Annotated in this window: 8 protein-coding genes and 3 tRNA genes; 4 read left to right on the top strand and 7 right to left on the bottom strand. The window is 39.2% G+C overall.

The window, feature by feature from the left end; translation table 11 throughout:
• Nucleotides 1-49: 49 nt before the first annotated feature.
• The 3 genes from BCU84_RS07885 to BCU84_RS07875 form a co-directional block, all read right to left on the bottom strand.
• Nucleotides 50-125, bottom strand: a tRNA-Asn gene (locus tag BCU84_RS07885).
• Nucleotides 126-148: 23 nt separating this feature from the next.
• A tRNA-Asn gene (locus BCU84_RS07880) sits at nucleotides 149-224 on the bottom strand.
• Nucleotides 225-263: 39 nt separating this feature from the next.
• Nucleotides 264-339: transfer RNA gene (locus BCU84_RS07875), tRNA-Asn, on the bottom strand.
• A 1,768-nt stretch (nucleotides 340-2,107) separates the two neighbouring features.
• Here BCU84_RS07875 and uvrB point away from each other — a divergent pair.
• Both uvrB and BCU84_RS07865 read left to right on the top strand, forming a co-directional pair.
• Nucleotides 2,108-4,144, top strand: coding sequence for an excinuclease ABC subunit UvrB (gene uvrB, locus BCU84_RS07870; protein ID WP_102527537.1), 2,037 nt, complete (start codon nucleotides 2,108-2,110; stop codon nucleotides 4,142-4,144).
• 294 nt (nucleotides 4,145-4,438) lie between these two features.
• Nucleotides 4,439-6,010, top strand: a complete 1,572-nt coding sequence (locus BCU84_RS07865) for a BCCT family transporter (RefSeq protein ID WP_102527536.1) — start codon at nucleotides 4,439-4,441, stop codon at nucleotides 6,008-6,010.
• A gap of 112 nt (nucleotides 6,011-6,122) precedes the next feature.
• Here BCU84_RS07865 and BCU84_RS07860 read toward each other — a convergent pair whose 3' ends face one another.
• The 3 genes from BCU84_RS07860 to asnS all read right to left on the bottom strand — a co-directional run bounded on the left by BCU84_RS07860 (nucleotide 6,123) and on the right by asnS (nucleotide 10,464).
• Entirely contained in the window at nucleotides 6,123-6,839 is a 717-nt protein-coding gene (locus tag BCU84_RS07860; RefSeq protein ID WP_102527535.1) for a 3'-5' exonuclease, read from the bottom strand.
• A 3-nt stretch (nucleotides 6,840-6,842) separates the two neighbouring features.
• The gene (locus BCU84_RS07855; protein ID WP_102527534.1) at nucleotides 6,843-8,726 is read right to left on the bottom strand and encodes a DUF294 nucleotidyltransferase-like domain-containing protein; all 1,884 of its coding nucleotides are present in this window, start codon (nucleotides 8,724-8,726) and stop codon (nucleotides 6,843-6,845) included.
• A gap of 337 nt (nucleotides 8,727-9,063) precedes the next feature.
• Nucleotides 9,064-10,464, bottom strand: coding sequence for an asparagine--tRNA ligase (gene asnS / locus BCU84_RS07850; protein WP_102527533.1), 1,401 nt, complete (start codon nucleotides 10,462-10,464; stop codon nucleotides 9,064-9,066).
• Nucleotides 10,465-10,701: 237 nt separating this feature from the next.
• On the opposite strand from asnS, the gene BCU84_RS07845 reads away from it, so the two are divergent.
• A complete protein-coding gene (locus BCU84_RS07845; RefSeq protein WP_102527532.1) occupies nucleotides 10,702-11,037 on the top strand; it encodes a hypothetical protein in 336 nt (111 codons plus the stop codon).
• Between the two features lie 6 nt (nucleotides 11,038-11,043).
• Here the strand turns inward: BCU84_RS07845 and BCU84_RS07840 are convergent, their stop codons facing one another.
• Entirely contained in the window at nucleotides 11,044-11,628 is a 585-nt protein-coding gene (locus tag BCU84_RS07840) for a CoA pyrophosphatase (protein ID WP_102527531.1), read from the bottom strand.
• 368 nt (nucleotides 11,629-11,996) lie between these two features.
• On the opposite strand from BCU84_RS07840, the gene malQ reads away from it, so the two are divergent.
• Nucleotides 11,997-14,261: a 4-alpha-glucanotransferase gene (malQ, locus tag BCU84_RS07835; RefSeq protein WP_102527530.1), complete on the top strand. Its 2,265-nt coding sequence runs from the start codon at nucleotides 11,997-11,999 to the stop codon at nucleotides 14,259-14,261.
• Nucleotides 14,262-14,344 lie beyond the last annotated feature (83 nt).

The raw sequence follows: 14,344 nt of genomic DNA, 5'->3' as shown, positions 1-14,344 counted from the left end.
ACCAACTGAACTACAGGGGAATCGATACTTCATTATATTTTGTTTTAATTGGCTCCCCGGACTGGACTCGAACCAGTGACATACGGATTAACAGTCCGCCGTTCTACCAACTGAACTACAGGGGAATCGATTAAAACTTAGATAAAATTGGCTCCCCGGACTGGACTCGAACCAGTGACATACGGATTAACAGTCCGCCGTTCTACCAACTGAACTACAGGGGAATTGCATTTTATCTATGTTTTCAACTTACTATACTAAATTGGCTCCCCGGACTGGACTCGAACCAGTGACATACGGATTAACAGTCCGCCGTTCTACCAACTGAACTACAGGGGAATCGTTTTAGCAATGTATTGCTGAGAACGGAGCGCATAGTAAAACGCCCTGAACGATCAGTCAACTCGAGATATAAAAAAAATTGAAAAATTGATGTTAACTGCTCATCTAATACCCATCGTGGCTTATAATTCATCATAATGAGTGTTTTTTCACAAGTAAATTGATTAGTAACGATTTAATGGCTTTATCATTTTACTTATCAACTTTAATCCTAAACAGGTTAATTGAGCGATTGAGTCATTAACAATCACTATTTAATCCCATATAGACTGATGCTATACGCAGTTCTATACATATACATCATTTGAATGACGCTAAATTCATTTTCTACAAAATATTTGTTTATCTTTCTGATACAAGTTTTTTTACGCGCCTATCAAGCTAATCGATCATATAAGCGGCTAACGCTTTATAAACAGTTTTTTCAGCTATGAGCGCTAAAATCATAGATCTTTTGGCTAAGCTTAAAAACCTGCTCTTTTTAAGGTTAACTCATTAAGCATCGTTATCTACGTTGGCTTATTAACATTAGCCATCTGTATTCAGGTTACTTATATATGCTGCTAAATTTGTAGTGGGTGATGGCTTTGATAACGGTCACATCTAGGTTACGCCATTTACACGTGGGTTGATTAAATAGATTTGCTGGTATTCATCACTCCTAGTTTCCCTAATTACTCCTAGTTGCTCCTAGTTGCTCCTAGTTGTTCATATGTAGTGTTCTAGCCTTGGAAGGTTAATTAGTTGAGGGATAAAAAAGAGATAGTGATTTATGGATTAAAGCATTTAATGGAATCAATCAGAGCTAAGTTAAAATTGGCAATGTGATGCTACTCACTATTTCATCATAAGCACACTACTGCCCAAGTTTGGTTAATGTCACTACTCGCGCATAAACAGCAAGTAATAATGTTGTTTGCGGAATTTTATGTAAAGAAAATGGCGGCCCTTGTTTTAATTTTAATGTAGATCGGCTTATTAATATTGAGATCGAATTACGAGTACGAGCAGGTCATTGCCGATACCCCGTTTCAATCAAAATGATGTATTCATGTCAGCAGACTTACAAATGTAATTTTATTTCATGTATCTTTTTTTACTGTTTTATTAATTTCTGTTTACCCTAACACCCCAGTAATATTGGGCTAGAGTGAGTTATCCACTAAATCTGTGGATAAGCCTGTGAGTTACTCTTAAAATACCCTCTGAAGCCCTTATGAGCATTGACTAGAAGTTAAATTATGCTCTGAATCAACAAATTAAAAATCATAAAACTAATCAAGGTGTTACAAAATGCAATAGATTTTTATTTGCTCGGATTATTTAGTGATGGTTAATGTAGTATATGTGTACGCGCTATTGTGTATTAAATTGCCATAGAAATGAGGTTTTTGGCGCTTTTATCGACAGTTTTAAGCTTTTGGCGCTGTTGTAGCATAATTTCATGTTTTGTTCGTCAAATTGTAATGATTGACTGATAAGCAGCTAAATCATTTGGGATCGCTTATTCATTTATCAAACCATTTTTGGTGTTTGTTATATATGATGGCTGTTTTAAAAGTGACAAATTATCAACTGATGATAAATGCAACTCATGTGCAAGTCATTTGCAATTAGCAATCAACGTGTCCCAGACGAAAAATAGTTTTCAACTATGCAAATTATTGTATATGCGATTGTTTGGCTGGGTTTATAAAGCTTTTGGGTCGCAATGTTCGGCAGGTTCAGTATAAAATGGTTTATCATTTTTATAGGATGCTTAGACGTGAAAGAACCGGTTTTCAATCTTGTTTCAGATTACTCTCCCGCTGGTGATCAGCCTACGGCGATAAAACAGCTGGTCGATGGGCTAGAAGCCGGTGTCGCTAAGCAAACCTTATTAGGTGTAACCGGTTCAGGTAAAACATTTACCGTTGCTAATTTAATCCAGACCTTAGGTCGTCCGACAATCATTATGGCCCCCAATAAGACATTGGCTGCACAATTATATGGCGAGATGAAAGAGTTCTTTCCGAATAATGCAGTTGAATATTTTGTGTCTTATTATGATTACTATCAGCCAGAAGCCTATGTTCCAGCCTCTAATACCTTCATCGAAAAAGATGCTTCAGTTAACGCTCATATTGAGCAAATGCGCCTTTCTGCGACTAAAGCACTGCTAGAGCGTAAAGATGTGGTATTAATCGCGTCTGTGTCGGCTATCTATGGCTTGGGCGATCCTGAGCTATATATGAAGATGCTATTACATCTACGTCAAGGTGACATGATGGGACAGCGCGACATTATTACTCGTTTAGGTGAGCTGCAATATACCCGCAATGATATCGACCTACAGCGCGGTACGTTTCGTGTTCGTGGTGAAGTAATTGATATTTTTCCTGCTGAATCAGAACGCGATGCGGTCAGAGTTGAGTTATTTGATGATGAAATTGAGCAACTCAGTGAGTTTGATCCATTAACAGGTCATGTCACTAAACGCTTAGCTCGCACTACTGTGTACCCTAAGAGCCACTATGTTACTCCTAGAGAGAAAATCATCGAAGCGACAGAGCATATAAAAGAAGAATTGCGTGAACGTCGTAAAGAGCTATTAGATAACAATAAACTGATTGAGGCTCAACGTATTTCAGAACGTGTGCAATATGATATTGAGATGATGGTCGAGTTAGGTTATTGCTCAGGTATAGAAAACTACTCTCGATATTTATCTGGGCGTTCACAAGGCGATGGACCTCCAACATTATTAGATTATTTACCTGCAAATGGTTTATTAATTATTGATGAATCCCACGTTACCGTGCCTCAAATTGGCGCAATGTATAAAGGTGACCGTAGCCGTAAAACAACACTTGTTGAATATGGTTTCCGTTTACCCTCAGCATTAGACAACAGACCACTTAAATTTGAAGAGTTTGAGCAGTTAATGCCACAAACGGTATTTGTATCTGCAACCCCAAGCGATTATGAGTTTGAGCAAAGTGATGGTGAAATTGCTGAACAAGTTGTTAGACCGACTGGTTTACTTGATCCAGAAATAGAAATTCGTCCCGTAGCTATTCAAGTCGATGATTTGCTTTCTGAAATCCCAAAACGTGTTGCCGTTAATGAAAGGGTACTTATTACAACGTTAACCAAGCGTATGTCTGAGGATTTAACCGAATACCTAGATGAGCATGGCGTTAAGGTCCGTTATTTACATTCTGATATTGATACCGTTGAACGTGTAGAAGTGATACGAGATTTACGACTAGGTCACTTTGATGTTCTGGTTGGAATTAACTTGCTTCGCGAAGGCTTAGATATGCCAGAAGTGTCGTTAGTGTGTATTTTAGATGCAGATAAGGAAGGTTTTTTACGTTCTGAACGTTCACTTATCCAAACTATTGGCCGCGCTGCACGTAATGTTAATGGTAAAGTTATTCTGTACGCTGACAAAGTCACTAAGTCAATGGAAAAAGCGATTGGAGAAACAGAACGTCGCCGCGAAAAGCAGCATGCGCATAATTTGAAATTAGGCCAAACACCAAAAGGGGTGACGAAAAAAGTCACAGATGTGATGGACTTGGGCGATCCTCATCGTGGTAACAGTAAACACAAATACACTGCTTTTGGTAAAGTGGCTGAAAAAGAAACACAATATAAAACCGATACTAAAGTACAGAGTGTTGCTGAATTATCGCAGCAAATTGATGCACTAGAAAAGCAGATGCATCAACATGCGCGCGATCTTGAGTTTGAACAAGCTGCTGCAGTGCGTGACCAAGTGAAAAGCCTGCGTGAACAAATTATTCTTAACAGTTAGTTTATTATCGATAAACTTACAGACAATCCTGTTTGAAACAATAAAAGCTTAGCAATTATGCTAAGCTTTTTTTATCTTTTAATATCAGAATACTTTGAAGGTATTAACTTCACATTCAAAAATGAGTGTTTTTATTTTGCGGGTTGTTTCACCACTTTTGTTAAGGAAGTCTAATCTTAGCTTAAAAACGAGACATTAAACGTGATTGCTTTACGGCTGCGACTGTAAAAAATCGCTTAATAGCTTAAAATATAATGACATTTTCCGAATGAAAGTTCTTCTAAACGAGGATCAATGAATACTAATAAAGATAAATACAGTATCGACAATACTGATTACACCGTCGGTCAAGATAACATTCAAAAATGGGGTTTTGATGTACATAACCCTGTTTTTGGTATCAGCGCTTCCTTAATTGGTCTGTTCATCATCGCTATCTTGTTGGTGGAACCAGAAACATCTAAATCTGTTTTAGACGGTATCAAATGGCAAATTATTGGTGCTTTCGATGGTTTATTTATGTGGTCAGCCAATATCTTCGTATTGTTTTGTTTAGCAATGATTATTTCGCCTTACGGTAAAATCCGTTTGGGCGGAGCAGAGGCCAAGACTGACTATTCTAGATTATCTTGGGTTGCTATGTTATTTGCTGCTGGTATGGGGATCGGGCTGATGTTTTGGGCTGTTGCTGAACCTGTAGCTTATTTTACTGGATGGTATGAAACGCCACTTAATGTCGCAGCCAATACTGCTGAAGCAAAAGAGCTCGCACTGGGTGCGACTATGTTCCACTGGGGACTTCACCCGTGGGCAATCTATGGTGTAGTGTCATTATCGTTAGCATTTTTTGCTTACAACAAAGGTTTACCGCTGTCGATGCGTTCAGTGTTTTATCCGATTTTGGGTGATCGCACCTGGGGTTGGCCTGGGCATGTTGTTGATATTTTGGCTGTTATCGCAACCTTGTTTGGTTTAGCTACATCGCTTGGCTTAGGGGCACAACAAGCTGCTAGTGGTTTCCACCATGTATTTGGCATGGAAAACGGCTTAACCCTGCAAATAGCGATTATCTTTGCTGTGACCTTAATTGCAGTTGTTTCGGTAATGCGCGGTATTGATGGTGGCGTTAAAGTCATCAGTAATGTCAATATGCTGCTCGCGCTTATCTTAGTGGTATTTGTTGCTTTAGTGAGCTTTGCAGTAGCAATGGGAACAATCCCTACGACTGTTATGGGCTACATTAAGAATATCATTCCATTAAGTAATCCTATCGGTCGCGAAGACGAAGCCTGGATGCATGGTTGGACTGTTTTCTATTGGGCGTGGTGGATTTCATGGTCCCCATTTGTTGGTATGTTTATCGCGCGTATTTCACGAGGTCGTACGATTCGTGAGTTTATGACTGCCGTGCTAATTGCACCGACAGTGGTAACGATATTATGGATGTCTGTATTTGGTGGCGTTGGTATTGATCAAGTGGTGAATAACATTGGTACGCTAGGTGAAAAAGGACTGACAGATGTTCCTTTAGCCATGTTCCAAATGTTTGATCAATTGCCTTTAGGCAACATCTTATCAATGCTAGCTGTCATCTTAGTGTTAATATTCTTTGTGACATCTTCGGATTCAGGCTCATTGGTTATCGACAGTATTACCTCTGGTGGTAAAGTCGATGCACCTGCACCGCAACGCGTGTTTTGGGCTTTAGTTGAAGGCGCGATTGCAGCTGCGCTAGTTTGGGTTGGTGGTACTGAGGCGATAGAAGCATTACAAGCTGGTGCGATTTCGACGGCATTACCATTCACCATCATTCTGCTGGTGATGTGTATCAGTTTAATAATGGGATTAAGAACAGAAAAGCGTTAAGTTCCTGCTCTGCTATCGACATTACGTATTGAGAATGTACATTATTAGAATAAAACAAAAGGCACCTTAATTAAGGTGCCTTTTTTATTTGATATAGCACAGGTTTACAGCGCTAAATCCACAATTTTTTTATCGGAGTTTCCGCGCTATAGTGATGATAAATCTGCGCTTGCAATAACTCAGCTGTGGCAATGGCATCCGTTAGCGCATCATGTGGTGGATAAGTCGGCAGGTTATAACGAATTCTCGTACTTCCCAATCTGATTGATTCAGGTCGCTTATGCTTAAACCAATCTAAAAAGCCTTTAGGTTTGTTTTGCTGCACTTCAGCTTCTATTTGCATGGTGTCAACGACGGGAAATACGATTCCTTCATTAATCAATGATCGCAGTGCGGCATCAAAAAAATCACGTTCTATTCGACGGTAATGCACTACAACAATTTTACCCGCAAGTTCATCTAATAATTGCTCTAAAATACGCAGTAAGTCAGGTGCCCCTTTTAAGTCAGAGTGAGTGATACCATGAATGATAATAGAGTTTTCTTGCAGTTTATCCTCAGGGGTAACAAACCAATGCTTTGCATGTCTTAGTGCGATTCGGTTCAACGTAAATGGCACCAACCCAATACTGATGATGCTATTTTGGTCAGCATCCAACCCGGTAGTTTCAAAGTCTAGCGCAACAAACTCAATATCTTTGAGGAGTGTTTCAGCATGATATGTGCCGACATCATAAAAATTTGTTAAGCGTTTATCTTTGCTTTCTTTGGCTTTTATTTGTAAAAACGCTTCCCAGTTTAAGACTTCTTGATTGGTGAAATTACGCATTGTTTACCCCTGCATACTATTTGCAGTGTAGCGGAATTTTAAAAAGTTCTGCGCGCTGCTTAATACCAAAAATGCATCTTTAAGATTACGCCTTTCAAATTCAGACATGTTTTCAGGTTCAATATTGTTATCAGGTTCTTGTTCTGCCTCAATATCTAATGCCTGATGACGAATGCGAACTAATGAAATGAACTCCATGGCATGTTGTAAATCTTTGCCTTTGGTAGCAGGAAGGATCCCGGCTTCTATAATGTCTTCCAATCTATCGAAAGAGTTTTGCGATTGAGAGCCAATCGCCAGTGCGTGAACACGAATTAAATCAGCCAGTGGGGCTGTGCCACGTCTTTTTAAGTTGATCGAATTGTTATGACGACCATCTTTTTCCATGACGAAATCTTTAAAGAAGCCTAATGGTGGAGTACGGTTTAACGCATTCCGAGCAAGACAGGCTAAAAAGCGGTTATTTTTTTTCGCTTTTCTTAGAATGAAGGCATTTAATTGTTCAGCCCATTTAGGTCTGCCATACACGCCATACAAATCGAAGAAAATAGAACAGTTTAATAAAGCTTGAGGGTTCGGATTTTCAATCCAGTCAGCAAAGCAATCTTCCCATTGAGATTGAGTTTTACGGTATTCAGGGTTAGTCGCCATAATATCGCCAGTGCAATATGTATATCCACAAGCCGCTAGGCCATCACATACATAGTTAGCCAGGTTTTCAAAATATTCACCGTGTAGTGATTCTTGATAATCATTGTCGAGGATAATGGCATTATCTTGATCGGTGACGATTAATTGTTCATCACGCGCCATTGAACCCAGTGCAAGAAAACAGTAGGGCACAGGTGGTGGACCAAACTTTTCTTCAGCTAATTCAAGGAGGCGTTGCTTAAAGCTACGGCCAATTTCTGACATTGCACGACCGACCATATGCGAGTTAGCATCCTCGTTAACCATACGGACAAAACAAGCACTGTTTTGCTGAGACAATACAGTTAAATCTTCAATGCTGTTTTGCTGAAAAATACTGCTGACTATTAGCAAACTGTTTTGAGATTCATATCGAATAATATCGGTGACTTCAATTAAGCCGATAGGTTGCCTGTTTTTTAAAATCGGTAGATGGTGAACGTTGTAACGAAGCATTAATAGCATGGCTTCAAAAATATAGGCATTATGATCTAACGATATGAGCTCGGTAGACATCACTTCGCCCACTGGCGTGTCAACGTCTAAGCCTTCAGCAATGACTTTTGCACATAGATCGCGAACGGTAATGATGCCGACAAAACTGTTTCCGCCTTCATCTGTGAGGCTTGGATCATTAATGATGGCTGCTGACACATTCTCATTGGTCATAATCCTGGCAACATCTTGAATTGATGTTGTATTAGACAACATCACAGGTTCAGCACTCAGAATGGTTTTTACTTTAGATGTAGTGAGAGAGTTAGCATCATCACTATTATCCTCAACAGCTTGCTGTAATCGAATACTGCCTTCAACTTCAACAAAGTCAGCAAAGACATCGTAACGTTCACAAAACTCTTCAAAAATATTTTCGGGAATGCAATAAAGCAGCGTGTCTTTAACTGCTTTTGCAGGGTAGCGAACTTTATTGTTGGTTAATAAGCCAAGCTGTCCAAACAAACCACCTTGATCGAGTCGATTATAGAGTTCACCTTTACGACGGTATATTTCTACTACGCCGCTACGGATCATATACAGATCATGAATCTTATCTTCAAATTCAATCACCATACTGTCAGAACGATAGTAAGAGATTTCGACGCTTTTAGACACTTCGATTAACGCTTGCTCAGGCAGTTGATCAAAAGGTGGGTACTGGCGGATGAAGTTTCGAATTTCAAGTAGTTCGACTTCCATTATTCGCTCGATATTATTGATTTGGTTATAACAATCATTATATGGCATTTATTATGACTATGCAGTTAAGTCGCAAACAAGTTTTCAATAGTAAAATCGTGTCTACAAAAACTTTGTTAATAAGGCCTTAGAGTGTAAACAGTGAATGAGCTTTTATTTATGGATGATTTTAATTGATAGCTAAAGCCATGTTTATATGCGCTTGCAGAGGGTGCTGATGAATAAAGGTGGTTATAGGTGATTATTTTTGATGTGAATGTGCTGGATTTATAGACATAAAAAAACGCGCCTAAAGCGCGTTTTTTAAATCAATGACCTCTCGAACCAGAGGGTAGATTTAGAAGTTTGCAGATTTTGGTGCACGTGGGAATGGGATCACGTCACGGATATTACTTACGCCTGTAACGTAAGATACTAAACGTTCAAAACCTAAACCGAAGCCTGCGTGAGGGACTGTGCCATAACGACGCAGATCACGGTACCACCAGTAATCTTCTTGGTCTAATTCCATCTCAGCTAAACGCGCATCAAGTACGTCTAAACGTTCTTCACGTTGTGCGCCGCCAATAATTTCACCGATACCAGGTGCAAGTACGTCCATTGCTGCCACTGTTTTACCATCGTCATTCAAGCGCATGTAGAATGCTTTAATGTCTTTCGGGTAGTTTTTAACAACAACAGGGGCTTTAAAATGTTCTTCAGCAAGGTAACGCTCATGCTCAGAATGTAAATCGATACCCCATTCAACGTCAAATTCAAATTTCTTATCACACGCTTTAAGAATTTCGATTGCGTCAGTGTAATCAATTTGAGCAAAGTCACTGGTTACGAATGCTTCTAAACGCTCGATTGCTGTTTTCTCAACACGTTGTGCAAAGAACTCTAAATCGTCACGACGTTCTTCTAATACTGCGCGGAAGCAATACTTAAGCATGTCTTCAGCTAATTTTGCAGCATCATCTAAGTCAGCAAATGCGACTTCAGGTTCAACCATCCAGAACTCAGCTAAATGACGACTCGTGTTTGAGTTTTCTGCGCGGAATGTTGGGCCAAAGGTATACACTTTAGACAGTGCACACGCATATGTTTCAGCGTTTAACTGACCAGAAACCGTTAGGAATGATTCTTTACCGAAGAAATCTTCAGAAAAATCGACAGCACCTTTATCTGTGCGCGGTAAGTTTTCCATGTCTAATGTTGATACACGGAACATTTCACCAGCACCTTCAGTATCTGAAGCAGTGATTAATGGGGTAGATACCCAAATGTAACCCTGTTCGTTATAAAAACGATGGATAGCTTGAGATAAACAGTTACGTACACGGGCAACGGCACCAATAATGTTAGTGCGAGGACGTAAATGTGCAAGTTCGCGAAGGTACTCGATAGAGTGACGCTTAGCTGCCATAGGATAAGTATCAGGATCTTCAACAAAACCTGTTACTTCAACCTTGGTGACTTGCATTTCAAATGCTTGACCTTTACCTGGAGACTCAACGACTTCACCAGTCATGATCACTGAACAACCAGCAGTAAGCTTAAGCACTTCTTCAGTATAATTATCTAAATTATTCGGTACTACGCCTTGAATAGGATCAAAACATGAACCGTCATAAACAGCTAGGAATGAAATACCAGCTTTAGAATCGCGGCGAGATCGAACCCAACCACGTACTGTAACTTGCGAACCAATCGCGAAGTCACCTTTAAATACAGAAGCGACAGATGTAATGCTCATTGTTGCTTAGTTCTCCAATGGATCAATGATAAAAATAAGTGCTTTATATTACCTTGATATCGGCTTTTCACAAGCCGAAAAAGCCCTTATAACAAGATTATTAGCTAACTTTTAACAATATCGACTGTTTAATGGGGTAAATCATCTTTAAACGACTAAAATTGATCTTAATTTATGCTTGTAAGCGTATGAACAAAGAGTATATTTTATTATCATCTAATTGATGTAGGTGGTTAAATGTCCAAAACCAAAGTTCTGCAATTTATATTAACTGTGCTATCCATTACTGGTTGGGCATTAGCTGTTTACGCGCTTATCGTGTTTGGTGAAGCAAGACCCGACAGAGCTGTTGGCTATTATATGAGCAAAGGTGTTGAAGTACGCTTTAATTGGGATCCTGACTTAACAATCAAATTAGAGTACTTAATTTGGTGGTGTGCAGGGATAAGCTTAGTGAACCTAGCAGTTAACTATTACGCGCAAACGTCACGAAAGATAGAATACTGGGTCAATATTCCTTTGTTACTACTGGTTTCTCTTGCTGCGGGGTTTTATATTCGTTACGTAATATAAGCTAAATTATTTTAAATGCTGTAAATCAATATGACGGCACAGTAAATCAATAATTGCTGCCGTCACTCCCCAAATAAACTTTCCTTTGTACGGCATATAATGCACATCAAAATCATTGCCGTTTCGCATAAAACTAAAAGTATATCGATTACTCGCGTTAAAGAAGTATTGTAGTGGCACCCAAAAGGTTTCAGACACTTCACCTGGATCTAATATGATATCAAAAGGTTGTTTTATTATTCCGACAATCGGGGTTACTTCAAAACCGGTAAAAGTGGCGTGAGGAGGGAAGTTACCAATAACGGTAACATTATCAGCAGTTAAACCAATTTCTTCGTCAGCTTCTCTAAGCGCGGTTTCAATCATGCTGTTATCTGCGTCATCAACTTTACCGCCAGGAAAGCTATATTGTCCTGGGTGCGCTCTTAAATGCAGTGCACGTCGAGTCAGTAATATTTGTAACTGTCCATTAACTTCCATTAACGGCACTAGTACTGCAGCCTTTCGTAAGCTTCTATTAATCGGTGCTGAGGTTATTTCGCTAGCGAGGCTTTGAAGAGAGAAATGTACATTGAATTGAGTGGCGTTCATTTATTCCCCCGTTGGTTGTGTAACAGTATTAATTACTTATTATTTAAGCCCATCATAAGAGATTGTTGCTTTGAAAGCATCATATATAAAACATCTCTGCTAGCACCTTTCTTATATTGTTTCAGTGATTTGTGATGCACATTGCTTGTGCGTTTTTTGCACCAAAATACTATCTGCACCAATACATTCATGATTAAATTCAAACGGTCAAAATGTAAGCTTGGTTTTTTGCTGTTTGTAAGTTGCTGAATACATGTAAATTAACCTGTCACCTTAATGAAATATCACTGTAGTTAAACTGTGATGTTTTACTGGCATGGTTAGTGCTGAGTTATTAACCAGTTATGTTATTCGCGAGGAAGACAAATATGGGACTGGAAAAGTTACTGTATTTGCAAGGCGTAGGGGCTGAATTTATTGATTGCTTTGGCAACAATATTCACATTTGCCCTGAAGATAGAAATGGAATTCTAAAATCAATGTGTTTGGGTTATTTAGATAAAGATCCGAATAAACAGAGTTTCAGTGATGCTTATATTGAGCAACGGATTTATGAACTTGACGTAAAGCCATGGCTAATTCCTTTGCATCATTTTCAGTGGAGCAATGTTGATGAACCAGTAGTGGAAGTATTTTTCCCTGAATCATTTATCGGGCAACTGCGGGTTGAAATCATTAGCGAACAAGGCGATGTTTATCGTTTTCAAGTGCATAGTCATCAGCTATCCATTGTTGGTGATTATCAACTTGATTCAATTAAGTACTTCAAATACCAATATCGATTAAATCTTGAATCTAATATGCCAGTGGGTCTTGGTTATCATCAAATCAGTTTAACCACCGAATCAGATAATTACACCCAAACATATACTGGCATATTTATGCTTGCGCCGCGCAGTGCATATTGTGGCACTGTTGAGCATCAAGAGTCGGAATTAACAACGCATTTAAAAGCTAATTCAGCTTCCAAGCTAGGTTCAAATGCTCATGTGAACACAAATGAAGTTGATGCCAGTAAACCTTGGGGAATAAGCACGCAGCTTTATAGCATTAAGAGTCACAGTCAATGGGGCATTGGTGACTTTAACGACTTGCAAAAGCTAATTGATTATTCAGCTGAACAAGGTGCTGATTTTATATTATTAAATCCGCTGCATGCTTTAGGTTTACCCGATAGTGTCAGCCCGTACAGCCCTGATGATCGCCGTCGATTGAATCCTTTATATATCCACATTGAATCAGTAGACGAATACGCAAGTATCGCGGCCATAATCCAGTCTGATGAATTTGATAATAAAAAAACGAATTTATTCAATGAAGAGCTACTCAATTACTCGGCTGTTTATCAAGTTAAGTATTCAATCTATCGATTATTGTTTGACGTATTTATCGCTAAAAATAGCTCGAAACGTTCAAAGCGATTTAAACAATTCACTCAATTTAAAAAGCAACAGGGAGAAGCTTTAAGTCAATTTGTCGATCATCAATTAGCTTTATCCAATAGCAGCCCAGCAGCTGAACCTCATCATATTAATGTTAGCTATGAAGCTGATTTTATTTGTTACTTACAGTTTGTGGCTGCAGAACAATTAGCTTTATGTCAGTTAAAAGCTAAATCTGTCGGCATGCAGATTGGCTTAGTCAGGGACATGGCTGTTGGGGCATCTCCAACGGGTTCTGAGGTACAGCAAAATGCTAGCTATTTTTGCCAGCAAGCGAATATCGGCGCGCCGCCAGATCCTTTCGCGCCACAAGGGCAGAATTGGGGGCTAACCCCACTTGATCCTATTAACCTTCAGCAGCAAAGTTACCAGCATTTTATTACGCTCATTCGCAGTAATATGGAGTCTTGTGGTGGGTTACGGATTGATCATGTGATGGGGTTATTACGTTTATGGTGGTGGCCTACAGATACTCATCTCGGTAATGGTGCTTATGTTTATTATCCACTAGATACGTTATTGGCGATTCTATGTCTCGAAAGTCAGCGAGCGCAATGTTTATTAATTGGTGAAGACTTAGGCATTGTTCCACCTGAGATTGTTCAAAACTTATCAAAAGCTAAAATCTTTTCTAACGAACTGTTCTATTTCACAAAAAATTACCATGGGTTTACACCGCCTGAATTTTATAAACCACATAGTTTGATGATGTTAGCAAATCATGATGTACCAACACTGTCAGCTTGGTGGAATGGCGACGACATTCAGTTAAGACAACAACTTGGTTTAACAGACACTGAGCAGAAATATAACGCGTTGAACGACAGGCTTAATGAGAAACTGCAATTATTAGATTTGCTTAAATCAAAGCACTTTTTACCGCCACACAGCACTTTAGACGATATCAAACAGCCTGCGCTTATTCATGCATGGTTATCACTTACAGCATCCGGTGAATCCATGTTGTATAGCGTTCAACTTGACGATCTTATCAATGAAGTTAAGCCGATAAATATTCCAGGAACTTGGAAAGAATATCCTAATTGGCGGCGCAGGTTGTCTCAGAGTTTAGAGCAAATAATGGACTCAGAAGATGTGAAGCAAAAACTTCATATTGTTAATCGTGCTCGTCATTGCAAGCAATCTGCACTTGCAGAATCGTGTTCGCAATCGGCAGGTTCAATTGAATAACATTTTGATGTAACGGCCAACAAATCCAACTTATTAAGACTGTTGCTAACCATTAAGTGCAAGTAGTAGGGCGACAGTAACAA

This window comes from Shewanella sp. 10N.286.51.B7, assembly GCF_002873615.1.
Lineage (GTDB): Bacteria > Pseudomonadota > Gammaproteobacteria > Enterobacterales > Shewanellaceae > Shewanella > Shewanella electrodiphila.
This window is presented reverse-complemented; position numbering and strand designations above follow the sequence as displayed.